Below are 24,274 nucleotides of genomic sequence, written 5' to 3'. Positions count from 1 at the left end.
AAATCCTCAGCTCCTTTTATCTCTCAATGCTTCATATCGTACTAATAATGTCATATGCAGTCAACTGCGAAGAGCCTTGCCGTTATTTATCTTCCGGCGTATACTCTGTTTTTTCAAAATCCTCTTTGTTTCCAACGAAAAAAAAGGCTTCTCCTTTATTCTCATCTCCGCCTGATGCGCCGTGGATCATCTTTCCTTCTGAAAGCTCTTTGCGTTTTCCCTCTTTATCCACGTAATAATACTTATTTGAGGCCCATCCATCATGAATATCTTTTTCCTTCACTTCTGCATGCCCCTCTTCGGTCACATTATATTCTCTCTTGCCTTCACCTTCTGCAGGCTCATTGTGAACGGTCACCCAGCCAGTAAAACCTTCAGGAATCAAAAATGTACGCTGGCCCTGATCTGCCTGTTTACATCCTGCTAAAAGGGATAAAGCCAAAACGAAGATAAGTATGTTTTTCATTCTCATCACTCCTTAAATATCATGACTATTCGTTAGGATTGGCCATTCATGTAAAACTATCCTCATGTCCGCCTTCATGAAATTACTGCCAGAAAATAATCTGCGATATTGGGGAAAGTACAAAGGAGGTGTTCATCATGAAAAAACAAATCATATGCTTTTTATCTATTTTCTTCCTTATAGCCCTGCCTGCAGTCAAAGGACATGCAGAAGAAAAGGAAGTGAAAGTAATTGATGTAGAGACTGGCGATGTTGTAAAGACCGCTCCTTCTACTGACTACTATTCAAATGAGTTAAAGAAGGCTATTCAATCAATGAAAGGCATTACTGTCAAAATAAACCCGCTTCCCAAAAAAGGATACTTGGTTCTCATTCAGCCTGTTATGCCTTTTAAAGTGGAAAATAAGTGGTTCAATGGCATTGTATCAGAAGGAATGATCGTATACAGCAAAGAAGATGATCCCCGCCTGATCTTGTTTACAGATGAAAATAAGCCGCTGTTCTTTGAAATAAACTACAGCCCTGAGAACCTGATCAAAACCCTTGGAGTAGAGCAGCCCTGAAAGAGAAGACAGCTTACAAAAGACCATTTAATTGCAGCCGCAGCAATGTCTCTTTAAAATAAACCAAGTGTTATGTTTTTAAGCAACATACCGAAAGGGAGGAACTCCGGCATGATTAAATTATTTGTAAGTGACCTCGACGGGACACTGCTGGATCATCAGAAAGAAGTATCGGATAAAGACATCGAAGCCTTAAAGCATCTGAAAAAATCAGGTGTAGACATATGCCTTGCTTCTGGAAGAATGGATGTGGAGATTGGGGAGATCTTAACGAAAATCGGTGAAAAATACCACCGGATCAGTCAGAACGGAGCCTTTATCAACACTGACAGCGATGAATCGCTGCATGCTCTTACTTTTGAGAGTGTGATTGCACAGGAAGTTTTTGACGTTGTTCGCGCAGAAGATTTTCTTACAATTGTCGCAGATTACAGCACAAATTATACAGAACGGCGGAATGAAGCCGTGACAAGCATCGAATCCCGTATGTTTGCTCCTATAACAGAAAATGAACAATTGGCTGAAGGGATAGGCAGGGATATTAAAGCTTCAAAGATTTCCATACTTGGTGAGTATGAGTCCTTGCTGCCCCTTCAGAAAAAACTCCGCGAAAGGTATCCTGATACAATCGAAACGTACATATCCGACAGTCAGTGCCTGGACATCATGCCCAAACATATCAGCAAAGGAAATGCGCTTCAGATGCTGATTCAGCACCTTGATATTGCGCCTTCTGAAATTGCCTGCATCGGCGATTCTTTTAACGATATACCGATGTTCCGCTTAACACCATTCAGCTTCGCTATGGAAAATGCGCTGCCGGAGGTAAAGAAAGAAGCCGCCTATACTGCAGCTTCTGTCGGGGATGCAATTTTAAAAGTGATGGAGATCAATGACAATAATGGATAACTGCAAAAAAGGCGAGATGCTCGCCTTTTTTTAGCTTGCTTTTCCGCTGGCAAGGTACTCAGCAAAAAATTCATCAGCCGGGATAGGCCTGCCGCCAAGGTATCCCTGAAATTCAAGACAGCCGAGGTTTGAGAGCAGTTCTTTCTGCGTCAAAGTCTCCACACCTTCAGCAATAACCTTCAAGTTAAGATGGCGTGCCATAGAGATGATCATCGAGACAATAGCTTCGTTTCCATTTTGGTGCTCCATTTCCTTAATAAAAGACTGATCGATTTTCAGCCTGTCGATATTCAGTTTTTGAAGATAGCTTAAGGAGCTGTAGCCTGTTCCAAAGTCATCCATGCTGATTTCAATTCCTCTGTCTCTAAGCAGGGAAAGTTTCATGTTTGCCTCGAGCTCATTGTCCATCATGGCTGTTTCAGTTATCTCAAGCTCAAGACTTGAAGCCCTTATATTGTAAATAGAGAGAACATCGTCGATTGTCTGCACTAAATCATCCTGATAAAGATGCAGGTGTGAAATATTAATTGAAATTCTTCCAAAGGATAGTTTTTTTCTTTCCCACTGCTGTACGTGTTTTCCAACTTCTCCAATGACAAATCTCTCAAGGTCAAAGATCAGGCCTGTTTCTTCAGCAATCGGAATAAACGTTGAAGGAGGAATAAATCCAAGTTCCTTATGATTCCACCTGACCAGCGCTTCAGCCCCGATGATTGTAGACAGATTCTCTTTAAATTTCGGCTGGAAGTAAACTGTAAGCTCCTTGTATTGAATAGCCTTTCTCAGTTCATTTTCAATTTTGATTTTTTCGATCATCTTATCGTTCATTTCCGGTGTATAGATGCTCCAGCTGTTAGAGCCGTTTACCTTTACATCATACATGGCAATGTCCGCATACTTCAGCAGCAATTCCTCATCCGTGCTGTGAGTCGGATAGTGGGAAGCCCCGATGCTCGCTGTTACAAGACAGTCATTTCCTCTGACCTTCATCGGCAGCCTGAAGTGATGAACCATGTCATGTGCATGTTCATTCGCTTCCTCAAGTGAGACATCCAGCAGAATGACACTGAACTCATCTCCCCCAAGCCTTGCTGCAAACGACCTTTCGGGAAGCACCGCAGACAGACGCTCCGCGATTTTAATGAAAACCTGATCGCCAAAAGCATAGCCATAAAGATCATTGAGCCTTTTAAACCTGTCAAAATCAAGACTTAATACAGCAAATGTCTTTTCTTTTGCGATGACTTCAGACAATTTTTGCACAAAAAATCTTCTGTTGGGCAAACCGGTCAGCTCATCGTGATATGCGAGATAGTTAATCCGGGTTTGAGCTTTTTTGCTTTCCGTAATATCCTTTATGACTCCGTATACACCTACAACTTCATTGTTTACTACCTGCCTTACGGCTGTGATGAGAATATCGAGGTTATCACCGTTCTTTTGCTTCAACTTTAAAGAGAGATCATTATCGATGAGAGTGCCCTTTACGATCTCTGAAAAATAATGCAGCACTTTTTGATGATCCTCTTTGTGAATCAGCTTTAAAAAACGCAGGCCAATCAGCTCTGATTCATTCAGCTGGGTCATCACACCCGCTATTTTGTTGACAGATGTAATGGTTCCCTCTAAATCTGTCGAAATAACAGCATCAGGGCTTTGGTGAAACAGGGACCTGAATCTCTCTTCTTTTTCATGAATTCTCTCAGTCTGTTCATACATCATTGTTTGGCTGTATAAATCCGGAATCAAAGTGAGGATAAAATTTAAAAAGAAAACGAATAGGAACGGAAGCAGATACACGTATTTTCCGCCTTCTGCAAATTCAAAATCCAGGACAGATGTCATGATGACATATGGAATTCCCGAAAGTGCAATTCCTCCGATGATGCTGCCTGCTGTACGATACCTGATGGACCTGCTCCGATTCATTTCCCTGTCTTGAAGAGCGATCAGCAAAAGTCTTACACCCGAAAAACTGAAGGCAACTGACAGGAGCAAAGCAAAAAGAATCAGCAGCGGCTTAATTTCCAAATGATCGCTGAATATGACCATGTAGCCGATAAAATCAACCATAACAATGCCGGCAGACATACCAAATCCCGTTTTAAAATACGCTGAGGTGTTGAGATTTTCTGTGTCTCCCGATCTGATTGAAAAGATGGCAATCATGCTGCATAAACAAAAGCTGAGCACCAAATATAAAGAGAACCATTTTTCTGAAACAGGAAGACCGGCAGAGAAAACAGCCGTTACGTGCGTCATCCAGAACATGAACCCCAGCAGCAGGCTCATCACCCAATGATTCGTTCTAAAGGAAGGTTTCGTATTGTATTTGCGGATGGCGGCAAATATAGGAGCAAGATGATAACTTACTATGGATAAGAGCATGACAAGTAAAACCAGCAGCAAATCTGCATTCACAAACATCGATCTGAACTCCCCCCTCATCCCTTATATCGAACGAAAGGAGAGATAGTTAAGAGGTTCTGTTCGTTTTTTTATAAATTTTGCCCTCTGTATCCCACACTATTTCTCAAGTTAAAAGAATTGAATCCGGGATCGTTTCCAAAAAAATGATAAAAAGAGGTTTAAAATACTGCAAATTGATGCAAACTATCGAACGAAAGTGAATTTCACTACTTGAAAGGAGGGGAAAAAAATGAAGCAAGAGCAAAACAACAAGCAGCAGCAAAATATGCAGCAACAGCAGCAAAACCAGCAAAATCAGCAAGCTGATACAGAATTTGCACAAGAAATGAATCAGCAAAAAGCTAACAAAAAACAAAAATAAGTTTACATAGTGTAAGCTGATAAGGACGGTTAATTTAACCGTCCTTTTTCCATTGTTCCGGCAAGCGCTGAATTTTTTAAAAATCAGCATGCGGGCAGGGATTTTCACTTTTTTTATGATATAATGTTTACGTGAAGCTGCAGATGGTGCCACATCTACAGCCAAAGCAGTCAAACTGCACTTATACGGATCAGCAGCATCTTTTAGATTGCACTTGCACGGGCCTCAAAGGAACATACCGAGGTCTATTTTTTTTGTCCGAAGCCAAGCACGGCTACAATCAGCGTAGCAAATGAAACCATCACAACTAAGCTCTCAAATATTGTCACCATTCATCCCCCCTTTCCCCAGGGGTTGAAACTGATCCATAAAAGATTGACCTGCAAGTCCATTATAACATTTTTCGAACAAAACAGGAACATACGTTTGCATTTTGATGCTATTGTACTAATAAGTTTCCAAAAGAGCCAAAAAAAAGAGAGCGCATATGTGCCCCCGGTTAAGTCTTAACTTTGGTGCGGTCCATTGTGTTTAAGGCGATTTGCATCTTAGCAAGTGTTCCTTTAAGTGTTTCTTCATGGTTGCACTGATCATTCACGTACATTTCCGACAGATCATAAATGGATCTTGACAGCAGTTCGGCCACGTTCTTAAGTGAATAAGCATCAGGTGCGTATCCATCATGTAGCACTTTTCGCAGAATCTCATCACTCAGTTCTTTGATTTTGGCTGCTTTCTCTTTCTCCCTCATGATTCATCCTCCTTACGTTTCATACTATATTACATTCGCTTCACGAGCAGAATTCCCTTTGTATGATTGTGTCGAGAAATAAATCTGCGGCAGATGCCAAAAAAAAGCGGCCGAATCCGGCCGCTTCTTCAGGATGGTTCAATATGAACATGGACATGAGAAATCTTGTGTTCCATTTCCATCCTTCTTTCAACGAGATCTGTAATTTCATGGCTTTCAGTCACATTCAATCCGGCATGGACCTCAATTACGACATCAACAAGAACACTGCTTCCGAGGTACCTTGCTTTAATATCCTTTATTCGGTCGACTCCCGGTGTTGATTCAACGGTGGATTTAAAGCTGAGAAGCTTCTGGTCATCAAAACCGTCTGTCAGAGAATGGGCCGTATCTTTAAAGATATCCCATGCTGTTTTACAGATGATAAACCCAATGGTAATGGCTGTAAGAGTATCAAACCACGCAATCCCAAACTGAGAGGCTGCAATGCCGGCAAACGCCCCCAGACTTACAAGCGCATCCGATCTGTTGTCATGGGCGGCGGCAACGAGAGCTTTGGAGTTGATTTTTGCAGTCAGAGCCCGGTTATATCTGTAAACACCGTACATGATGGCCGCACTGATAATGGCCGCCCATGCGGTAATTAGGCTTGGGGATTCTGTTTTCGGCTCAATAATAGATTTAAAGCCTTCAAACAATACTTGAAGCCCCACTGACATGATAATAAAAGATGCGACAAGCGCAGCTATGGCCTCTGCTTTGAAATGTCCATACGGGTGGTCCTTATCCGGCGGCTTCTGGGAGATTTTCAGCCCGACCAGAACGGCAGCGGAGGCAATAACGTCCGTGCCGTTGTTCAGGCCGTCTGCAAGCAGAGCCTGAGAGGAATAAAGATAGCCGATCGAGAGTTTTGCCGCTGCCAGAATTAAATAGGATGCGATGCTCAGCCAAGCTCCGCGCTCCCCCTTTTTCAGGTCATCATAAACATCCACTTGTTCACTTCCTAACGCCGGTGAGGGCCGGCACAGTCTTACTTGCTGTTCAGCTGATTTGGAAGCATCTGGATTGTACTGTTCAGAGTGTCCAGTTTACTTTCAATTCTATGCAGCAAATAGAGCGTCACCACGATTGGAAATCCGACTTCACTCACTACTTGAATCCATTCTTCCATATTAGGTTTTCCTCCTTTTCCATCATTTATTGCACAAAGACTGAAAACACGTTTTTTCAACTGTTAACAGCCGGCATGATTTGAATACAGGAAAGGGCCGGATCCTCCGTGCATGGGATCCGGCCCTCTATCTTTATATCGTCAGGTCTGCTACATTGCGCTCAACGATGCGGCCTCCTTTTTTGCTGATGAAGTTTCCCCCCGCTGAAAAAAATGCGTTGGATGCAAGAATTTCATCCATTGCAAGTGACACGTCACCGGGCACAACAGGTTCTTTCGGAGAATCGATCATCAGTTTCACGATTTTTCCCTCTTCATTTAAAAAATGAAGTTCAAGTGTTTTTGCCATAGTCCTCCCACCTCCTTCCCTCCAGCTGTTTTTTCATTACGCCATGACTTGATGAGAATCATTGCGTTCAACATGCAAAAGCGTTTCCGTCTGCAGTTCCGCAATGGCTGCTGCTGCCTGCAGCAGCTGTTCAGGCGTTGCTGTTGTCTTAATGTTGTTGTAATTTTTGTACTTAACTGCCGGCTCGCCCTTTTCATTTAGACCCATATCAAACACAAGGCGGAGCTGTGAATCAAGAATGACTGTTTCTGCCATTTCATCACCTCCTTTCATGAATGTTATACATGGATATCATGAATGGAGTAGCATTGTCAGGCATCATTTTTTTCATCTTTTACTTTTCATGTTCAAATTTACTGTATGTTCTCTGTTTTTTTACAGAAAATAACATTAGATCATATTCTTCTATACATAAGACAGACAGGGATAGGCAGGTTAGAATGTGAAAACAACTAAGCTTGAAGTTTTGTTATGGAGCATAGCATTTCCGGGGTTTGGGCAGCTGCTGAACAGACAGCTTGTGAAGGGGATCCTTTTTATTGCTCTGGAAGTGATTATAAATACGTACAGCCATTTTAACAGAGGAATTATGCTGAGCTTTTTAGGGGAAATAGATACTGCTTTTCAGACGGTGGACTTTGGATGGCTCATGTTTTATCCATGCATCTACATGTATGCTATGTATGATGCTTACAAACATGCAGATGGACATCAGCCTGAGCTGTCCTTTCTGCCATTTGCATCCTGTGCTTATTTTGTAACAGTCGGGTTAATGCTGTCCCCCAAAGTGCGGCTGTTTGGAGTTTTGCCAGGGCCGATATGGCTGCCTATGCTCTCTTTGATCCCCGGACTCTCCGCTGGATTTTTCGTCAGATACCTGCTTCTCAAGATAAAATAAAACTCTCTATGGTGTGTTTCACAACCTGAATATCGGGTAAATAATGGCTAGAGGCAAGATTTCAGCCAATCATGAATTCACTTACTCCAGCTGGCGCGGGCTTGGAACCGCAAGGACGTTTGAGAGGCAGGGCTTACGTCGTGTAGGTGGTACCGGCATGGCTGAAACAATCAGACTTTCACAAAAGTACAGTCTACTATTACAACTACTTATTGCACACGCCGCTGTATGCGCGTGTGCTTTTCATTGCGGTCAAGGGGTGTTCAAATGAAGCATTTGGTGCTGCTTGGAGGAGGGCATGTTCACGCTTCCTTCCTTCAGAGAGCTAAATCAGAAAAATGGAATTGCCGCATCACATGTGTTTCTCCTTCTGAATATCAGTTTTACTCCGGCATGTTTTCCGGATTTTCAGAGGGGCTTTATGAGGAAGCAGATCTGACTTTCAGTATTGAGGCGCTCTGCAGAAGAGCAGGTGCGGAGTTTTTAAAAGCAGAAGCAGTCAGAATTGATCCATTGAAAAAGGAGGTTCTTCTGCAAACAGGGGGAAAATTGGCTTTTGACCTGCTCAGCCTGAACCTCGGGTCAGAAAGTCATTCCCCTTTTCCAGGTCATCCGGCAGTCCGTTCCATAAAGCCGGCCTATACCTTTCCTGAAAAGATGAGAAAATTCAGAGAAGCAGACTCACCCGTTATTATAGGAGCAGGAATCGCAGGGTTGGAGCTTGCATTATCCGTATCAGCATACAGAAGGAAAAACGGGTTCCTTTCAAATGTTACGATTCTTTCAAACAGCGGCATAGCACCTTCTGCAGCTGAAAATATCTCTAAAGGATTGACACGCCTGCTTGAAGAAAACAACATCCCGCTCTTTCTCCATCAGTCAGCTGTATCCGCCAAATTACAATCAATACACACAGAAACCAGCAGGATTCCTTTCGACTCAGCGCTTATCCTTACAGGACCGGCTCCGCATCCCATGCTGAAGGAAAGCGGGATTGCATGCGATGAGAACGGTTTTATGCTTGTCTCAAAGACTCTTCAATCTGTTCAGTTTCCTTATATTTTTGGTGCAGGAGACTGTGTATCGTTTGAGGAATACCCCGGTCTTGCAAAGAACGGCGTATATGCCGTCCGGCAGGCTCCAGTCTTGTTTAAAAATATCAAGAGATTTCAGCTCGGGCAGAAGCTAAAGCCGTTCAAACCTAAAAAACGCTATTTGAGTATTCTTTCTGCAGGAAATAAAAAGGGGGTTCTGCTATACGGGACATACTCTTTATACGGCAGTTTCCCCTGGAAAATAAAGCACTGGATTGACAGAAGATATATGCAAAAGATGAAACGCTGAAGAATTTTTCTTCAGCGTTTTACTTTGATCCATTTTTCTGTCAGTTTAGGCACAATGCCTGAAAAAAGTTTTTCTCTCCAGTACAGGTCCGCCGTTTTTTGAACAGCTGCTGCCCTGTTGGGATAAGGATAAACCATCTGGGAAAGATCGCCGATTTTTTTCCCGAGCTGACTGGCATATACGACAGGCTGCATCCAGTCTCCCGCTCCCTCTCCTATTGCGTGGGCACCTAAGATAGCGCCGTGTTTATCCGTTATGATTTTCACAAATCCTTCTGTCTCATCTTCGGCTATAAATCTGTCCACTTCATTGAGGAGAGCCTTGTATACGCCAATATCCCTGTAATTTTTCCGCGCTTCATCCTCTGTCATGCCAAGATGAAAGATCTCCGGGTGCGTATATGTAACCCAAGGCATGCTGTCATACTTGACGGTATGCGGCAATCCAAGGACTGCTTTTTGAACGACGCCTTTTCCTTCCAGGCCGGCAGCATGAGTAAAAAGCTGGTTTCCGTTAACATCTCCGATGGCGAAAATATGCGGAACGCTCGTCTGCATGGAACGGTTGACTTTCACGGCTCCTTTCTCGTCGCATTCGACCCCTATAGTCTCAAGCTTCAGCCCGTCACTGTTCGGTTTTCTTCCGGCTGCTACGAGAATATGGCTCACTTCAAGCGTTTTAAGAACATCATTCTGCCGTATCACAAGCTCTTTCCTGTCTTCAAAAGAAGACACTGATTCAATGGCTGCTTCTGTTAAAATGGTGAATTCCTTACTTAGCAGGCGGGCTGCGGTCTCCCTGATCTCATCATCTTCTTTTGAGAGCGGCAATGAGGACCTTTCAATAAGTGTTACTTGGGTCCCAAGCCTGGAGAAAGCCTGTGCAAGCTCCACTCCGATCGGTCCTCCGCCTATAACGGCAAGACTTTCAGGCAGAACCTCCAGATTAAATACATTCCGGTTTGTCAAATAGCCGGAATCGCGGATGCCGTCAATATCCGGAATCGCCGGTCTTGAGCCTGTTGCAAGAATGATTTTTTTCCCTTTGAGGATGTTATCTCCCACACTGACCTCATGACTTGAGACAAAAACGGCCTCGCCGTGAATCACATCGATTCCAAGACTCTCAAAACGCTCATCATCATCATGCTCCTGAATAACAGCTATCGCCCTTTGAACGGACTCCATCACTTTTTTCATATCGGCTTTGCCGCCTGAGGTAAGTCCGAACGCGGCTGCTGCTTTTTTAGCGCTGTACACTTTGTTTGCTGCAGCGATAAAAGCTTTAGAAGGAACACAGCCAGCGTGAAGGCAGTCTCCCCCTAAAGCTTTCTCTTTTTCTATTAAAGCCGTCTTCGCCCCAAAGCTTGCAGCGCCTGCAGCAGCCGTCAGCCCCCCTGATCCTCCGCCAATTACAATTACGTCATATTCCATGTCTGATCCCCCTACTTCAAAATGGTTTTCGCTTCTCTCAGCCTCTGCATGGCTGTAAACAGTTCAATTGCAAAGAATAAATAGGTAATTAGAATAAGGTGATCAGTTAAAAGAATCATAAGAGAAAACAAAATAAATCCTTCTGTCCTCTCAGCCAGTCCAGCCTGATAATAAAAGGTTTTCACTCCCTGTTTTTCGCTGACGGCCCCTACTGTAAGGAAGATTGTCATTGAAAGGATAATAGAAACCGACAACAGCAGAAGGGCAAGACGCGCATCAGGAAACGCAAACGCAAGGCCTACGATGACGCTTATTTCAACCACCCTGTCAAATGTAATATCAAGAACGGTTCCAAATCCTGAAGGTTTCGTCAGCCTCGCCATCGTTCCGTCAACGGCATCCAAATATCCGGATAGCCACAGTACGGCCAAGGCCCAGAAAGGCTGTCCGATATAAACGAAAAAGCCGGAAGACGAACCGATGATAAAAGCCAGAACCGTCACCTGATTCGCCGTGAGTCCCGCTCGCAGGAGACGCTTTGCAGAATGATGGATGATGGGCTGAACATATTTTCTTGCATGTGTATCAAGCATACATTTTCCTCATTTCGATTCATTGGTAAGCAGCTGTTTTACTTTTTCCCTGAAAAGAAGGGGCAAGAGCATCAAAAGAAGAAATACAGCTCCTGCAGCAGCAAGCAGCAGCACGTTCCCTTCGGCAAAGCTTGATCCTAAAAAGGTGAAGGCAAATGTACCCGGGATTACCCCTATAAAAGTTGCAGCCGCGAATGGAAGAAGTCTCACTTTTGAAATGCCGGCTGCATAGCTTATGGCATCAAAATGGACAATCGGAATCAGCCTGAGGATAAGCACATAGAAAAATCCGTTCTGCTCAAGCTGCTTTTTCAGTGTCTGCATTCTTTGATTATCTGATTTCCTGAACATGTCAAGCTTGAAGGTGCCGGCTGCCAAATAAGCCACAACGGCTCCAATTGTTGCGCCGGCCAGAGTATACAGTGTCCCCAGATAGGGGCCGAAAGCAAGGCCGCCTGCAAGGGACATGACAGACGCCGGAAAAAGAATTAACGGCCTGACGGAATATAAAACGATATAAAGGAGCGGTGCAGCTGCCCCGAAGGATAACATCCAGTCCTTGATCGTCTTAGGCTGCAGATTCAGATAACGGCTGTTAATCCACAGCAGCACTCCCGCTCCCGCAGCAATGACAAGCAATTTCCATACACTGTTCTTTTTCATCCTGCATCTTCCTCTTTTTCGGAATGATCAAACGTCTGAATGAGTTCCGGATGAACGACTTCAACATAGACTGAATCCTGGATGCCTGCCAATATATCTGAATGGATGGTTATTCTATCATTTGCATCTTTCAGTTTAAGCGTATAGAAAGTGACGCCGTGCTTCATGAAAATGTCTTCAATTTCAGCAGCATAGCTGTATGGATACTGCTCCTTCTTATCGACAGCAAGTCTCAGGTTGCTGATGTGCACAAAGGAGCCGATGCCGGTCATCATCCCTTCACTGAAGATCGAAGCGGCAGCTACCGTTTTAGGATGCAGATAGACGGTTTCCGGGACATCTGCCTGATGAACCCTTCCGTCAGCAAGCACGGCTGCCCTGTCCCCCATGTACATGGCTTCTTCCATATCATGTGTAACAAATAATGCAGACATGCCCTCTTCCTTAAGCAGCCTTCTGACCCACATCCTCATTTTTTTCCTGAGCTCTGGATCAAGACTTGAAAACGGCTCATCCAAAAGGATCAGCTCAGGTTTCACGATAAGTGCCCTCGCTAGAGAAATCCTTTGCTGCTGGCCGCCTGATAATTCGTTTGGATAAGCATCTGAATAAGCTGACATATCCACTTTTTCAAGCATCGCAGCGACCTGTTCCCGCCGGTTTTTCTTTTTAGCTGCCTTTAACCCGTACTCAACATTTTCAAATACCGTCATATGCGAAAAAAGCAGCGGCTGCTGAAACATCATGACGACCGGACGTTTCTGGGGTTTACTCCAGGTTACATTCTCTCCGTTAATCTTAATTTCACCCTCATCCAGCGTCTCAAGTCCTGCAATGCACCGCAGTAAAGTCGTTTTTCCCGTCCCCGAAGGACCGACCAGTGAAACAATTTCCCCTTTGTGTATGGTCAAGTCCATCCTGTCAAAAACAGGCTTTTGCTTATACATTTTTGTTAACGCGCATAGTTCTATTCCTTGATTCAAACCGATCACCTTTTCTGATATGGAGTTACTAAGCGAAGCAGCCCTTCAAACAACAGCCAGATCCCAATCGGAAGGATGGCAAACAGCAGAGAGAAACTCGCAATCACCGTGTCATCTGCACTGCTGAAGTAAGGAAAATACAGACCTGCAAGTGTAAGTACATTTCCGCCTCCTATTAGAGCTGTAAGTAAATACTGGCTCAGGGAGATGGTGGATGCCAAAAAAATAACGCTTCGTATGGACGGAATCAGCTGAGGAAAATAAATGGTGTAAAACACTTTCAACCTGCCGGCTCCAAGCAGAGCAGCCTGTTCGCCCGTCAAAACTCCCGCTCTCTCAAATCCTGAACGCATTACCTTGATGGTGTAGGGCAGAGTCGGGAGAAGGTGGATCAGGATGACACCTGAAAGCGACCCGGCCAAGCCTGCCTGGATAAACACTGTATGAAGTCCCATTGCGATGGCCAGAACCGGGACAATGACAGGTGTAAGCAGCAGCGTTTCTGCTGCTGATTTCCCTTTAAAAGAATGGTGGGCAAGAACCTGGGCAGCCGGTATGCCAAGCAGCAGGTTCAAAACAATCACACAGACGGCTATCGTGATGGACTGAGACAAAGCTTCTGCCAGTTTTGGCTCATCCATCAATAAAGCGTATCCTCTTACTGAGAAAGTTTCCGGAAACAGTCCCGTCCATCCGGATGTCATGCTTTTTGCTATAACGAATAACACCGGGGCTGTAAACAGTATCAGCAGAACGGCCATCACAGGACGGGACCCGCTGCCGTGTCGGACGCTTTCCACCGTACTGGACCTGGTTATTCTTTCTCTTTGCTTATTGAATAGAAGGTAAACAGCTGCCAGAGCTGCCAGAATGACAGCAGTCGAGAGAATCATAACCGCAAATGCAGCCGGTCTTCTGCTCCAGTCGCCCGAATAAAACCACTCATAAGTTAAAACAGAAACCATTTTCGGGTAAGTCGTCCCAAGCAGAGCAGGCACTTCGTAGGCTGCAAAAATAAAGGAAAACAAAAGGATAAAGATTTCAATTAGACTCGGGATGAGCACCGGCCATTCCACCAGTTTAAAAGCATCCCATTCATTGCCTCCGAGAGTATACACAGCATCTTTGCGTCCCGTATTCAGCTGCAGATAGACAGGAAGAAGGATGAGAAGAACGAACGGAATCTCTTTCCAAACATACGTGAGAATAATGCCGGTCCCTTCTGAATCTTTCATAAAATCAGGAAAAGCGCCTGTTGAAGAGATCAGTCCCAGTTCTGTTGAAATGGATGAAATCCACCCGTTCTGTGATAAAAGTAAAAACAGCATATACCCCCATACAAAATGGGGGAAAAGCATTGGAATCCATGCAGCAAGCTTTAGATATCTATTTTTCAAAAGCGGATAGACAGACCTGATAATCAATAGCCCTGCCAAAATAGAGATGACTGTCGACAGCAGGGTGATTTTCAGACTATAAAATAATGAGTCCCTGAAAGACTCATTAGTAAAAAGATCTTGATACGCTGACAGGCTTTTCGCTCCATCAGGCGCCGTTAAGCTCTCAGCCGCAGCAAGCCACAGTCCTGCAAAAACCATCAACAAGGTAAACAGGACTGCGGGGACGGCAGGCTTCAGCCTATTTCTTTCCTGCCACTTCATTCAGCCAATTCTCCTTTAACCAGTCCACATATTGTGCGTCCACTTCAGGAACAAGCGCTTTTTGGAGCACATCCTGAGGGAGCACTGACTGTCCCCTTTCGATGTCATTAAACTTCTTCTTTTGCTCCTCGTTAAATGTTTCTGGATCAACAGCCATTCCCTCTCCCCAATATGTGCTGTCATACTTCGCAAGCTGAGCTTCCGGAGACATGAAGAAGTTAATGGCCGTCATAGCGCCTTCCGGGTTTTGAGTGTTAAATGGAATGCCAAGAAAATGAGTGTTTCCGAGTGACCCGGAATCAAGCACGAATGATTTTGTCGTTTCAGGGAAAATTCCTTTTTCGATTAAGCTTTCCGCTCTTGCTTCGTTGTAGCCCATTGTCATCCACACTTCCCCGCTGCTGTACAGTCTGTCAAGCTCTGTCAGCGTATTCGGGTAAGTAGCTCCCTTTTTCCATAGAGATGGTTTCAGATCATTCAGATACGTCCACATATCAGAGCTTGATGAGGCAGCAAGTTCTTCATCAAAACCCTCTTTTAAAAACAGGTCTGCTCCTCCTCCCGACTCATAGAAAACATGCCTTAAAAATGCATTTCCCGTGAATTCATTTGCATCGGGGTACGTGAACTTTCCGGGATTATCCTCTGCCCATTTCTTAAGTTCTTCAAGTGATGCCGGAGGATCCTTCACCTTCGCCCCGTCATAGTGAAAAACAAACTGCACCTTGCCCCACGGCGCTTCAAGACCTTCTGTTTTTTCACCGAAATCATACTGAATATCAAGAGCATCCCCGTTGATATGATTTTTGAAGTTCGGAAGCTTTTCTGTGAATGGCCCGTACAGAAGATCACTGTTTTTGGCGTTTTTAAAGTTTTCGCCGTTGATCCAGATAATATCTGTTGAACCTTTGTTTTCTCCCGCCTTTTTCTCGTTCAGGAGCTTTTGAAGAAATTCAGGGGCGTCCATCGGAACCCGTTCAAGGGTCAGTCCATATTGTTCTTTAAGCCTCGGTGCAGCCCAGTCGTCAATGTACTGGTTAATTCCCTCGTCACCGCCCCACATAAACATTCTGACTGTCGTTCCATCTGCTTTGTTTTCAATCTCTTCCCATGATTGATCAAGTGACTCCCGGTTTTCATTTTGAGCAGACGACTGGGAGCATCCGGCTGCCGCTACTAACAGAACTAAAAACAATAAAAATGGCTTCATTTTATCCTCCTTTAAGGGTCATCCTCTCTTCATGATGCTATTAACCTGACGCGGATTCAAGCAGGAATATGCTTTCATGAAAAGATAACGGAAAAATGTCCTGATTGGATGACGGTATTTTTTTCCTTATTTTATTTTTGGGATATAAAAAACCTGACCAATTATGATCAGGTTTCGTGCTTATACTTGAAATTCTCCAACAAGCTTTGAGAGTTCATCAGACAGATCTTTCAGACGGTCGGAGGAGGCTGCTACTTCTCTTATGTTTTCAGAAGACTGGTGCACAGAAGCGGAGACTTCTTCAATTCCAGCTGCTGACTCTTCAGACACAGCAGCAACTTCTTCTGCCGCCCTGTTGACCAGCACCATACCGCCTGCAATTGTTTTCAAGTAATCGTCCACATTGGCTATCTTTTCATCAAGCTTTCGGATCGACTTTGTGATCATCTCAAATGATTCACCTGTTTGTTTAATAGATGAAGCAGAATCTTTCACACGGAGCTGTCCGCTGTTTAACGTGGCTGCTACATTTTTGGAAACGTTTCTGAAGTCTTCAACAATCCTTGTAATATCAGATACAGAAGCCGATACCCCTACAGCGAGTTTTCTTACTTCATCCGCAACAACGGCAAATCCCTTCCCGTGCTCTCCTACTCTCGCAGCTTCAATCGCAGCATTGAGAGATAAAAGATTTGTCTGTTCGGCAATTTGTTCAATGACCGTAACAAGCGCTGCAATTTCTTTTGTTTTTCCATCAAGATTCATGACTTCTGCTGCAGATGTATTCATCACACCCATGATGTCATTCATTCTGGCAGAGGATGAGTTCATCTGAACTGATCCCTGTGAAACTAGATGCATGACTTCATTTGATGACTTTCTCATAAAGGCGCCTTCTTCATTCGCTTTTTCGAGCTGCCTTGAGAAGTCATCCATTTGAGATGCGATGTCTGATGAAGCATTGGACTGCGCGGATGAACCTGCAGCAAGCTCCTGCATTGTTGCAGATACATGCTGGCTTCCTTCGTTGACTTCGCCGGAAGCTTTGTTTAACTCTCTGCTTCGCACTTGAAGTTCTTCAGATGCTTTTTTAATTTGGCGGACCATGTTGTTCATCTTTGATTTCAGCTCATTTTGGGAAGCGGTCAGCTGACCGATTTCATCCCTTCCACCATATTCAAGGTCCTGCGCAGCTAGATTCCCGGCTGATATCTCATGTGAGAAGCGGATGACCCGGTTGAAATGCCTGATGATCATTCTTTGAACGACGAACGTAATCGCCGCCGAGAGAACAATAGAGACAACTAAGGCTAAAAGCAAAGTGAAAGCAATCTGTTCCATGCTGCTGCGGGAATCTTCAGCTGCATCTGTTCTTTCTTTGTTTTTCAAGTCCCTGAGCTCATAGAGGGCTGTAATGGTCTCATCTCTGAGTACATTGGCTCTCTCTCTCGCCTGACTTAACGTTTGAGAATTGTTTTGTTCAACCGCCGGCATGATCGTTATGTAAAAAAGATCATTTAACATTTTGTCATTTTGAATCATCTTTAAATACAGGGCCGTTTCTTCCGGATCATTGAATTCTTTTTTGCTTTTGTCTCCTGCATCCAGCAATTTCTTTCTCTTTTCAAGATAGTTTTCTTTGTTTTCATCTGTAGGATTAATGATGTAATCAGCAATGGCAATATCCATCGACCGGAAAATTGAACCCATCTCAGTGATTGTGCTTGCGCTGGTGCTCAATTTGTCCATTTCTGAAATATGCCCGTCCACTCTGCTCAGCTGTGCAAACGTTACCATCATAGAGATCGCAAAGAGAAGAATGCACATCATAACAGAAAAGCTGAACTTCCAGCCAATTTTGATATTTCTCCAGAACATGACCGCTTTTTTCATATTTTTAACCCCTTTATTCTTTATCTACGTTTACTATCGGAGGCAGATAGGAAATGTTTAACCTTCCAATAAGTCTATTTTCATAGGCCTTTTTATTCATATCATTCTAGTATTTTGGTATAATGGATTTATTATGAAATAAAGGGGATTTGTTCATGCATCCGTGTTCGTTTTGTTATCAGTCATTTCCAATCAGCCCGGCTGGTTTCTTAACTCTAAAAAATACAGACTCAGCCTATATGAGCTTCCTGGAATCATCCGGTTTTACGTTCAAAGCTGACGGAAGCTTCCACCTGGCCTATTCAACTAAACATGAACTCAAAGAGAAAATCCTGCCGTTAGCTCCTTTTTTTGCAGATAAACCATGGCTTGCCGCCATTCATTCAGGCATGAAAGAAGAAAAAACATCTTTTCATGATCTCCAGTTAGTCTGTGCCCATATTTTGAACGAGGAGACTGTCCATCTTATACAAAACGGAACATTTGTCAGCCATCTGCAGCCTATCATCCATGCACAAAGCGGCAGGCTTTACGGCTATGAATCACTGCTGCGTGCGATGGATCAGGAAATCTCCCCATACCGGCTCTTTCAAACAGCCGTCGAAACGAACATGCAGTCAGTCCTGGATAAAAAGGCAAGAGAAGCGGCGATTAAAGCGAAGGCATCTCATATTCCTGCAGGCATTAAAAGCTTTATTAACTTTCTGCCTTCCACCATCTATAATCCGGAGTATTGTCTGAAGCATACCTTTGATATCGTAAAGAAATACGGGGTTTCTCCGCAGGATCTAGTCTTTGAAGTCGTTGAAACGGAAAAAATAGAGGATGTCGTTCATTTAAAAAAAGTGCTTAACGTATACAGGGAGAATGGAATGAAAGTGGCTCTCGATGATTTAGGGGCCGGATACGCCACACTTGATATGCTTCATGAACTGCAGCCTGATTATGTGAAAATTGACAGGCATTATATCTCGAACTGCCACAGCGACACAGAAAAACAGGCTTTCGTGTCAAATGTCATAGCCATCGGCAAAAAGCTCGGCATTCAGGTGCTTGGCGAAGGTGTTGAAACAGAAGAAGAGTTTGCTTTTCTCAGAGAGAAAGGGATTGATTTTATACAGGGCTATCTTATAGGCAAGCCAAGTGCAAAACCGGTTATTCCAATGATTTTAGCGGGTTAGCAATATAAAAAGCAGCGGAATCAACTCCCGCTGCTTACCTTTTTGACGCTCTGTATCCTGCCTGAGCGGCTTCTTTTTCTGAACAGAACAGTTCCTCTTCTTCCGTCACATCATAATACTGGCCGTCTGGAAGATGGTAGATTTTCTCTCCTGAAAAAGAAATATTCCCCTTGATGGCGCATGACTCATCCTTGCTTTCTGCAGGCGCTTCCTCTTTTTCCTGGAAATCCCTGAACCCCTCGTCTTCAGCTGCATAGTTTTCAATGCTCCATATTCCGATCTCGCTTTGCTGAGCCTGCTTTTGCAGCTCATAAAACCGGTCTACATGCTTTGTGTTCGGAGCATACACATATCCCACTCTTGCAAGGCCTTTTTCTATCAGCATTTCATTAAACATCTTCCCGTCCACGTGAAGATAAACAAGGAGCCGACCGTACTTGTCTCTCTCGCCAACGTCGAGTTCAAGCTCGACTTTTTTTCCTGAGAGCGCGTCTTTGGCAAAGCGGCTGGCTTCAGGGCCAAACGGCTGAACCGGTTTATTCGGATGGACGGTTTCGGGTGTGTCAACAAGCAGGAGGCGAAGCGTTTCTTCTCTTCCTTCTGTCATTACTTTTACGGTATCTCCGTCAATTACTTTGATAACTTCAGCCTCAATAAATGATTCGGAACTGCTTTCTTGTTTATCCTGCGGTTTTTCTTCCTGGACTGCAGGTGCAGCGGCATCTTCTGTTACTTCTTCTTTTTCATCCTGCATAACAGCAGGCTGTCCGGTTTCGGGCTGCTCTGCCGCCTCATCTGAGCAGCCAGCCGAGAGCATGGCTCCGAGCATGAGTGCAATCCATTTTTTCATGTCGCTCTTCCCCTTTTGTAAAATCAGGCCGTTCCTTCAAACGGCATAAACAAACCGCACATGCAGTGCGGTTTGTTAGTCTTACTGAATAATTTGCAGGTCTTTTGGAAATTTTGTCAGCGTTTCATGGCCGTCTTTTGTAATGCATACATCATCTTCTATACGGACGCCGCCAATTTCAGGAACATAGATGCCCGGTTCAATCGTATAAACCATTCCCTCTTTAAGCACGCCGTTATTTGTATGGCTTATAGACGGGTACTCATGAACGCTGATGCCTAGCCCGTGGCCAAGCCGGTGAGGGAAATACTCGCCGTAGCCGGCATTTGTAATGACATCTCGTGCAATCTGGTCAAGATCTCCGATTCTTGTGCCGGGTCTGCTTGCATCAAGTGCCTGCAGCTGGGCATCAAGAACGGTCTGATAGATCTTTCTTTGTTCACTGCTGACAGATTTGTAAGCTAGTGTCCGTGTTATATCCGAGCAGTACCCATCAAGAACAACGCCCATATCAAACAGGACAAAATCTCCTTCTTTTAAGGCTGCAAGCCCAGGGTTTCCGTGAGGCTGGCCTGATTTTTTCCCGAACAGAACCATCGTTGAAAAGGACATTTCGCGTATTCCTTTCCGCTTTAGCTCATATTCGATTCTAGCAAGGACGTCCATTTCAGAAACGCCTTCTTTTAAGGACTGAACACCGATTTCAACACCGTAGTCGGCAAGTTCTGCTGCCTGCTTCAGAACGGCAAGCTCCTTTTCATCCTTTACAAGACGAAGCTCATTCATAATCTCTTCAGCTGATACTAAGGCTGCATCCGGAAGAATTTTCTGAATTTCTTCTGCTCTTGAAAAAGGAAGAAGTTCCTTTTCCACGGCTGCCTGCTTCATATTTTGCCGGCCTCTTTTATGAATGGCCGTTTTTACTTTTTCCCATGGATCTTCATGATCGGCATATCCGATGATTTCACCTTCAAAACCTGCGTCTCTCGCCTGGGAGACTTCCATGCCGGGACAAATAAAAAACGGTTCCGCCTCTTTAAATACAAACAGCCCCATTAATCGCTCATGAGGATCCGTGTAAAAATTTGTCAAGTAGAAAATATTTTCTGTTGACGATATGAACGCAGCATCTGTGTTCTGCTCGTTAAGCCAATCGCCGAGTTTTTGGAGTCTTTCTTTCTTCATCCGCACTCTCTCCTTCATCTGCATATCTCTTCTCTATCATACGCCAATTTCATCAGAACTTAAAGAAGGCGGTTTGACCTCCTCCGCCGGAGTATGACTTTTTTTCATCTTTCTTTTAGATAATGCCCGGTTCAGACGAATCCTGTTATACCGCTGAATCATGATAAACGGCAAATTGAAGCAGGCTGCATACAGTCCATTGATAAGAACTGAACCAGGAGTATTCCAAATAAAAAACAGCAGAAAGGCAAACAGCTGCATCCAGTGGGACAGCTCTCCCCTTTTTGTCTCAAGGAAGAAACGTTCCATGTCTTTTGCCGCATGCAGGTGTTTTTTTGACATGCCGCCCGGAAACAAACCGCCAGCTTCAGGCATTCTGTCTTTCCATCTTTTTATCAGCAGCCGTTCATAAAGTTTGCCGCTTTTCTCAACGGTTTTTTCACTCCACATCCAGTTAAACCGGCAAATGGAGCGGCCGTCCATCCTGCTTGTCAGCAAAGAAACTGAAAGGTGGATGCCCACCCATGCCGCTATGTTCAAGGCCACCGCCTCTGCACCTGTCAGAAAGATCACTTAGCATCTTCCTTTACAATAATTTTTCTCCCTTTCCATGATGCTGATTTGCTGATGAAGGTCCTCCAAAATGATGTGATGAAAACAAGCATGAAAAAACCTGCATGAAAAGGAAAGAACAGAGCGGTGATGATGCCGAAAGAACCAATCTTTCTTACCGTCATCCAAATATGCAGAACAGCAGCAGCATAAAGAAGAGCATATACCTCCCGCCACTCACCCAGCCGGAATTCAGTCAAAAAGGATAAACATCCGGCTATCCAGAGCACAAATGGAAGCAGAACCTTCCAATTTGTTGCCTTCGCTCCGCTTGCAAATGTTTTTGAAAAGCCGGCAACAAGAGATGCGGGACCTTCCGGATACATTCTCATTGAAAGAGCGCCTTTTCCGCTCATGCAGCGGACAGGTGCTCCAGTCCGGCTTACAAGGACGGCAAGTTCCATATTTTCTGCGACTTTGTCTTTTATGAGGCCGTGGCCGCCCCAATTAAAATAATCTTGTTTTGTACAGATCATGCACTGTCCAAACGCACCGTATGAAACACCTTTTCTCTGAAGGAAACGAAAAGCGCCCATTGCCGAAAAAGCTGCCAAGTGGAAAAAAGCAGAAAGTGATTCGTATGGCTTTTGTATGCTGTGATACGGATGAATGGACAGAATTCCGGAAGCTCCCTGATCAAGAAAGGCAGCGGCCGTTTTTTCCGCGCCAAACTCCTCAAAGAAAGTATCTGCATCAAGAAACATGAGCCACTCTCCTTTAGCTTTCTTTGCCCCCGAAAAGCATGCCCATGATTTTCCGAGCCAACCTTCCGGAGGTTCCTCCGCATGCATGACTTCTGCTCCGCATGCAGCCGCAATCTCGGCCGTTTTGTCTTCTGAACCATCATCGACAACAAGGATTTCGGCTGGATATTGGCCTTTCAGCGAATGCAGCAGTCTGCCGATATTCTGTTCTTCATTTCTTGCAGGAATAATAATTGAAAGCCTGCGGAGAGAATTTGTATCTCTGTTTTGCTTTTCAAGAGTCTGAATTCTGTATAGAAGATATACGCCGGCAGCTATACCGGCTGTAATCGTAAACATGCACATCACACTTTCCTAATGGAATGATCCGTCCCGCCTCCATGCGGACAGCCCACCATTCTCCTGCAAAACTGGTTTAAAACAAGCTTTTCAGGGCAGAATGGATGTCTGTAAAGACTGGTCATTAGTTTAGTCAAATTAGAAGAATTTCATAAGGAGGGTTTTCGATGAATAAGAAAGCAGTCATTATCGGCGGCGGGCTTGGCGGGCTGTCAGCGGCTATCAGGCTCCGTTCAGACGGCTATCATGTCACAGTAGTGGAGAAAGGAGAACGTGTCGGCGGCAAGCTTAATATGCGCGGCGGACTCGGCTATACCTTTGATACAGGACCGTCTATTTTGACAATGCCCTGGGTGCTTGAAAAATTATTTAAAAGCGCCGGGCGGAATCTATCAGATTACCTGACCATTAAAAGGATTGAGCCGGGCTGGAGAACATTCTATGAAGACGGGACAACGATTGATTTAACAAGCGATTTGCCTGTTATGCTTGAGGAACTGAAAAAAGTTTCCGAAGAAGATGCAAACGAATTCTTTGATTACCTGCAGTATTGCAGTAAAATGTATGAATACAGCATGAAGAGCTTTTACAGCAAAAGCCTATCCGGCCTGAATGACCTCCGCTCTCTTCACAGCGTGAAGGAACTGCTGATGATGGAACCGCTGAAATCAATGGACGGCGTCACACGCAAACATTTTAAAAACAAGAAAATCAGACAGCTGTTCAATTTTCTGATTATGTACATAGGCTCTTCACCTTACCATGCCCCTGCCGTTCTTTCGCAGCTGACTCATGTGCAGCTCGGGCTTGGCGTCTACTACGTTGAAGGCGGCATGTACAACATTGCACTGGCCATGAACAAACTGCTTCATGAACTAGGTGCTGACATTCTGCTGAACACAAAGGCAGAACGTATTGTCACTGAGGGCTCAAGAGCAGCCGGCGTCGAGCTTGCAGATGGCAGAATCCTTCATGCAGACATTGTGGTATCCAATCTGGAAGCCATTCCTGCCTACAATACGCTTCTTAAAGACAAAGCCGGCAGCAGCCAGAAGGCGTCAGATCTCCAAAAATATGAGCCTACCGTATCAGGTCTGGTCATGCTGCTTGGGGTAGACCGGACATACGAAAATCTTGCCCATCATAATTTCTTTTTCTCGGAAGATCCTGAAAAAGAATTTCATCAGATTTTTAATGAAGGCAAGCTTGCAGATGACCCGACGGTTTATGTCGGCATTTCGGCAAAATCCGATCCGACTCAGGCACCTTCCGGAAAAGAAAACTTGTTTGTTCTTACTCATGTTCCTCCTCTTAAGGAGGGTGAGAACTGGGAATTCAGAAAAGAAACGTACCGGGCACAAATCCTTGATAAGCTTGAGCGCATGGGGATGACCGGGTTGAGAGAGCATATTGAATTTGAATATACGTTTACACCAAACGACCTTCAAAGTTTATACGGAGCGAACGGCGGCTCGATTTACGGAGTTGCTACAGACCGGAAGAAAAATGGAGGATTTAAAATCCCGAGCAAAAGCACGCTGCTTGAGAATCTGTATTTTGTCGGAGGATCCACCCATCCGGGCGGCGGAGTGCCAATGGTCACCCTATCCGGACAGCTGACCGCAGATTTAATAGCAGAACATGAAGACAAAAAGCCTCAAATCAATCAAGACAAAGAAATTTCCTGAACATGCAAGAAGGATAAGCACTGAGCTTCATCCTTCT

The 24,274-nt window shown here is 44.5% G+C and carries 26 protein-coding genes; 7 read left to right on the top strand and 19 right to left on the bottom strand.

Going from position 1 to position 24,274, the window contains the following annotated elements; all coding sequences use genetic code 11:
• Window positions 1-82: 82 nt before the first annotated feature.
• Window positions 83-466, bottom strand: a complete 384-nt coding sequence (locus AZ46_RS02845) for a DUF6843 domain-containing protein (protein ID WP_029281642.1) — start codon at window positions 464-466, stop codon at window positions 83-85.
• Between the two features lie 137 nt (window positions 467-603).
• Here AZ46_RS02845 and AZ46_RS02840 point away from each other — a divergent pair, with 137 nt between their 5' ends.
• Window positions 604-1,029 (top strand): hypothetical protein, encoded by a 426-nt coding sequence (locus AZ46_RS02840; protein WP_029281644.1) that lies wholly within the window; start codon window positions 604-606, stop codon window positions 1,027-1,029.
• A gap of 111 nt (window positions 1,030-1,140) precedes the next feature.
• Window positions 1,141-1,938: a Cof-type HAD-IIB family hydrolase gene (locus AZ46_RS02835; protein ID WP_029281645.1), complete on the top strand. Its 798-nt coding sequence runs from the start codon at window positions 1,141-1,143 to the stop codon at window positions 1,936-1,938.
• A gap of 30 nt (window positions 1,939-1,968) precedes the next feature.
• Here the strand turns inward: AZ46_RS02835 and AZ46_RS02830 are convergent, their stop codons facing one another.
• Window positions 1,969-4,365: a putative bifunctional diguanylate cyclase/phosphodiesterase gene (locus AZ46_RS02830; protein ID WP_029281647.1), complete on the bottom strand. Its 2,397-nt coding sequence runs from the start codon at window positions 4,363-4,365 to the stop codon at window positions 1,969-1,971.
• Window positions 4,366-4,597: 232 nt separating this feature from the next.
• Here AZ46_RS02830 and AZ46_RS22425 point away from each other — a divergent pair, with 232 nt between their 5' ends.
• Window positions 4,598-4,729 (top strand): hypothetical protein, encoded by a 132-nt coding sequence (locus tag AZ46_RS22425; protein ID WP_267881635.1) that lies wholly within the window; start codon window positions 4,598-4,600, stop codon window positions 4,727-4,729.
• A 245-nt stretch (window positions 4,730-4,974) separates the two neighbouring features.
• Here AZ46_RS22425 and AZ46_RS22550 read toward each other — a convergent pair whose 3' ends face one another.
• The 6 genes from AZ46_RS22550 to AZ46_RS02805 all read right to left on the bottom strand — a co-directional run bounded on the left by AZ46_RS22550 (window position 4,975) and on the right by AZ46_RS02805 (window position 7,255).
• A complete protein-coding gene (locus tag AZ46_RS22550) occupies window positions 4,975-5,061 on the bottom strand; it encodes a putative holin-like toxin (protein ID WP_369733073.1) in 87 nt (28 codons plus the stop codon).
• Between the two features lie 167 nt (window positions 5,062-5,228).
• Entirely contained in the window at window positions 5,229-5,480 is a 252-nt protein-coding gene (locus AZ46_RS02825) for a hypothetical protein (protein WP_051827056.1), read from the bottom strand.
• A 128-nt stretch (window positions 5,481-5,608) separates the two neighbouring features.
• Window positions 5,609-6,472, bottom strand: a complete 864-nt coding sequence (locus AZ46_RS02820) for a cation diffusion facilitator family transporter (protein WP_029281651.1) — start codon at window positions 6,470-6,472, stop codon at window positions 5,609-5,611.
• Window positions 6,473-6,510: 38 nt separating this feature from the next.
• Window positions 6,511-6,651, bottom strand: coding sequence for a YvrJ family protein (locus AZ46_RS02815; RefSeq protein ID WP_029281653.1), 141 nt, complete (start codon window positions 6,649-6,651; stop codon window positions 6,511-6,513).
• Window positions 6,652-6,784: 133 nt separating this feature from the next.
• Complete coding sequence (locus AZ46_RS02810; protein WP_029281655.1) at window positions 6,785-7,000, bottom strand: DUF2922 domain-containing protein; 216 nt, start codon at window positions 6,998-7,000, stop codon at window positions 6,785-6,787.
• Window positions 7,001-7,036: 36 nt separating this feature from the next.
• Window positions 7,037-7,255 carry a DUF1659 domain-containing protein gene (locus tag AZ46_RS02805; RefSeq protein WP_029281657.1) on the bottom strand — a complete coding sequence of 73 codons (219 nt, stop codon included), beginning with the start codon at window positions 7,253-7,255 and terminating at the stop codon, window positions 7,037-7,039.
• Window positions 7,256-7,442: 187 nt separating this feature from the next.
• On the opposite strand from AZ46_RS02805, the gene AZ46_RS02800 reads away from it, so the two are divergent.
• Complete coding sequence (locus tag AZ46_RS02800) at window positions 7,443-7,898, top strand: membrane protein (RefSeq protein WP_029281659.1); 456 nt, start codon at window positions 7,443-7,445, stop codon at window positions 7,896-7,898.
• A 267-nt stretch (window positions 7,899-8,165) separates the two neighbouring features.
• Window positions 8,166-9,242: an FAD-dependent oxidoreductase gene (locus tag AZ46_RS02795; RefSeq protein WP_029281661.1), complete on the top strand. Its 1,077-nt coding sequence runs from the start codon at window positions 8,166-8,168 to the stop codon at window positions 9,240-9,242.
• Window positions 9,243-9,253: 11 nt separating this feature from the next.
• Here the strand turns inward: AZ46_RS02795 and AZ46_RS02790 are convergent, their stop codons facing one another.
• The 7 genes from AZ46_RS02790 to AZ46_RS02755 form a co-directional block, all read right to left on the bottom strand.
• Window positions 9,254-10,675 (bottom strand): dihydrolipoyl dehydrogenase family protein, encoded by a 1,422-nt coding sequence (locus tag AZ46_RS02790; protein ID WP_029281663.1) that lies wholly within the window; start codon window positions 10,673-10,675, stop codon window positions 9,254-9,256.
• 11 nt (window positions 10,676-10,686) lie between these two features.
• Window positions 10,687-11,268 carry a CDP-alcohol phosphatidyltransferase family protein gene (locus AZ46_RS02785; RefSeq protein ID WP_029281664.1) on the bottom strand — a complete coding sequence of 194 codons (582 nt, stop codon included), beginning with the start codon at window positions 11,266-11,268 and terminating at the stop codon, window positions 10,687-10,689.
• 9 nt (window positions 11,269-11,277) lie between these two features.
• Window positions 11,278-11,931 carry a TVP38/TMEM64 family protein gene (locus AZ46_RS02780; protein WP_029281666.1) on the bottom strand — a complete coding sequence of 218 codons (654 nt, stop codon included), beginning with the start codon at window positions 11,929-11,931 and terminating at the stop codon, window positions 11,278-11,280.
• Window positions 11,928-12,914 (bottom strand): ABC transporter ATP-binding protein, encoded by a 987-nt coding sequence (locus AZ46_RS20920; RefSeq protein ID WP_051865132.1) that lies wholly within the window; start codon window positions 12,912-12,914, stop codon window positions 11,928-11,930. The genes AZ46_RS02780 and AZ46_RS20920 overlap by 4 nt, the downstream gene beginning before the upstream one ends.
• Before the next feature lie 5 nt (window positions 12,915-12,919).
• Window positions 12,920-14,575 (bottom strand): ABC transporter permease subunit, encoded by a 1,656-nt coding sequence (locus AZ46_RS21375; RefSeq protein WP_081870120.1) that lies wholly within the window; start codon window positions 14,573-14,575, stop codon window positions 12,920-12,922.
• Window positions 14,553-15,785, bottom strand: a complete 1,233-nt coding sequence (locus AZ46_RS02760; RefSeq protein WP_029281670.1) for an ABC transporter substrate-binding protein — start codon at window positions 15,783-15,785, stop codon at window positions 14,553-14,555. Before AZ46_RS02760 ends, AZ46_RS21375 begins: the two co-directional genes overlap by 23 nt.
• A gap of 180 nt (window positions 15,786-15,965) precedes the next feature.
• Complete coding sequence (locus tag AZ46_RS02755; RefSeq protein ID WP_029281672.1) at window positions 15,966-17,678, bottom strand: methyl-accepting chemotaxis protein; 1,713 nt, start codon at window positions 17,676-17,678, stop codon at window positions 15,966-15,968.
• 155 nt (window positions 17,679-17,833) lie between these two features.
• Between AZ46_RS02755 and AZ46_RS02750 the strand changes: the two genes are divergently transcribed.
• Window positions 17,834-18,859 carry an EAL domain-containing protein gene (locus tag AZ46_RS02750; RefSeq protein ID WP_029281674.1) on the top strand — a complete coding sequence of 342 codons (1,026 nt, stop codon included), beginning with the start codon at window positions 17,834-17,836 and terminating at the stop codon, window positions 18,857-18,859.
• Window positions 18,860-18,893: 34 nt separating this feature from the next.
• On the opposite strand, the gene AZ46_RS02745 is transcribed toward AZ46_RS02750, so the two are convergent.
• From AZ46_RS02745 to AZ46_RS02730, 4 genes are all read right to left on the bottom strand, one after another.
• Entirely contained in the window at window positions 18,894-19,709 is an 816-nt protein-coding gene (locus tag AZ46_RS02745; RefSeq protein WP_029281676.1) for a thermonuclease family protein, read from the bottom strand.
• Between the two features lie 81 nt (window positions 19,710-19,790).
• Complete coding sequence (locus AZ46_RS02740) at window positions 19,791-20,894, bottom strand: M24 family metallopeptidase (RefSeq protein WP_029281678.1); 1,104 nt, start codon at window positions 20,892-20,894, stop codon at window positions 19,791-19,793.
• A gap of 36 nt (window positions 20,895-20,930) precedes the next feature.
• A complete protein-coding gene (locus tag AZ46_RS20915; protein ID WP_051865129.1) occupies window positions 20,931-21,467 on the bottom strand; it encodes a glycosyl-4,4'-diaponeurosporenoate acyltransferase CrtO family protein in 537 nt (178 codons plus the stop codon).
• Window positions 21,464-22,549, bottom strand: a complete 1,086-nt coding sequence (locus tag AZ46_RS02730) for a glycosyltransferase family 2 protein (protein WP_051865127.1) — start codon at window positions 22,547-22,549, stop codon at window positions 21,464-21,466. Before AZ46_RS02730 ends, AZ46_RS20915 begins: the two co-directional genes overlap by 4 nt.
• A gap of 167 nt (window positions 22,550-22,716) precedes the next feature.
• On the opposite strand from AZ46_RS02730, the gene AZ46_RS02725 reads away from it, so the two are divergent.
• The gene (locus AZ46_RS02725; RefSeq protein ID WP_029281683.1) at window positions 22,717-24,237 is read left to right on the top strand and encodes a phytoene desaturase family protein; all 1,521 of its coding nucleotides are present in this window, start codon (window positions 22,717-22,719) and stop codon (window positions 24,235-24,237) included.
• Window positions 24,238-24,274: the final 37 nt, after the last annotated feature.

The organism is Metabacillus indicus LMG 22858, from assembly GCF_000708755.2.
In the GTDB taxonomy this organism is placed as follows: Bacteria; Bacillota; Bacilli; order Bacillales; family Bacillaceae; genus Bacillus_P; species Bacillus_P indicus.
This window is presented reverse-complemented; position numbering and strand designations above follow the sequence as displayed.

Bases quoted from the DNA above. Each gene is read 5' to 3' on its own strand.
- AZ46_RS02785 (WP_029281664.1), bottom strand. From the start codon at position 11,268: ATGCTTGATACACATGCAAGAAAATATGTTCAGCCCATCATCCATCAT.
- AZ46_RS02790 (WP_029281663.1), bottom strand. From the start codon at position 10,675: ATGGAATATGACGTAATTGTAATTGGCGGAGGATCAGGGGGGCTGACG.
- AZ46_RS02815 (WP_029281653.1), bottom strand. From the start codon at position 6,651: ATGGAAGAATGGATTCAAGTAGTGAGTGAAGTCGGATTTCCAATCGTG.
- AZ46_RS02760 (WP_029281670.1), bottom strand. From the start codon at position 15,785: ATGAAGCCATTTTTATTGTTTTTAGTTCTGTTAGTAGCGGCAGCCGGA.
- AZ46_RS02755 (WP_029281672.1), bottom strand. From the start codon at position 17,678: ATGAAAAAAGCGGTCATGTTCTGGAGAAATATCAAAATTGGCTGGAAG.
- AZ46_RS02835 (WP_029281645.1), top strand. From the start codon at position 1,141: ATGATTAAATTATTTGTAAGTGACCTCGACGGGACACTGCTGGATCAT.
- AZ46_RS02845 (WP_029281642.1), bottom strand. From the start codon at position 466: ATGAAAAACATACTTATCTTCGTTTTGGCTTTATCCCTTTTAGCAGGA.
- AZ46_RS02780 (WP_029281666.1), bottom strand. From the start codon at position 11,931: ATGAAAAAGAACAGTGTATGGAAATTGCTTGTCATTGCTGCGGGAGCG.
- AZ46_RS02750 (WP_029281674.1), top strand. From the start codon at position 17,834: ATGCATCCGTGTTCGTTTTGTTATCAGTCATTTCCAATCAGCCCGGCT.
- AZ46_RS02840 (WP_029281644.1), top strand. From the start codon at position 604: ATGAAAAAACAAATCATATGCTTTTTATCTATTTTCTTCCTTATAGCC.
- AZ46_RS02830 (WP_029281647.1), bottom strand. From the start codon at position 4,365: ATGTTTGTGAATGCAGATTTGCTGCTGGTTTTACTTGTCATGCTCTTA.
- AZ46_RS02805 (WP_029281657.1), bottom strand. From the start codon at position 7,255: ATGGCAGAAACAGTCATTCTTGATTCACAGCTCCGCCTTGTGTTTGAT.
- AZ46_RS21375 (WP_081870120.1), bottom strand. From the start codon at position 14,575: ATGAAGTGGCAGGAAAGAAATAGGCTGAAGCCTGCCGTCCCCGCAGTC.
- AZ46_RS02740 (WP_029281678.1), bottom strand. From the start codon at position 20,894: ATGAAGAAAGAAAGACTCCAAAAACTCGGCGATTGGCTTAACGAGCAG.
- AZ46_RS02725 (WP_029281683.1), top strand. From the start codon at position 22,717: ATGAATAAGAAAGCAGTCATTATCGGCGGCGGGCTTGGCGGGCTGTCA.
- AZ46_RS02730 (WP_051865127.1), bottom strand. From the start codon at position 22,549: ATGTTTACGATTACAGCCGGTATAGCTGCCGGCGTATATCTTCTATAC.
- AZ46_RS02810 (WP_029281655.1), bottom strand. From the start codon at position 7,000: ATGGCAAAAACACTTGAACTTCATTTTTTAAATGAAGAGGGAAAAATC.
- AZ46_RS22425 (WP_267881635.1), top strand. From the start codon at position 4,598: ATGAAGCAAGAGCAAAACAACAAGCAGCAGCAAAATATGCAGCAACAG.
- AZ46_RS02825 (WP_051827056.1), bottom strand. From the start codon at position 5,480: ATGAGGGAGAAAGAGAAAGCAGCCAAAATCAAAGAACTGAGTGATGAG.
- AZ46_RS02745 (WP_029281676.1), bottom strand. From the start codon at position 19,709: ATGAAAAAATGGATTGCACTCATGCTCGGAGCCATGCTCTCGGCTGGC.
- AZ46_RS02795 (WP_029281661.1), top strand. From the start codon at position 8,166: ATGAAGCATTTGGTGCTGCTTGGAGGAGGGCATGTTCACGCTTCCTTC.
- AZ46_RS22550 (WP_369733073.1), bottom strand. From the start codon at position 5,061: ATGGTGACAATATTTGAGAGCTTAGTTGTGATGGTTTCATTTGCTACG.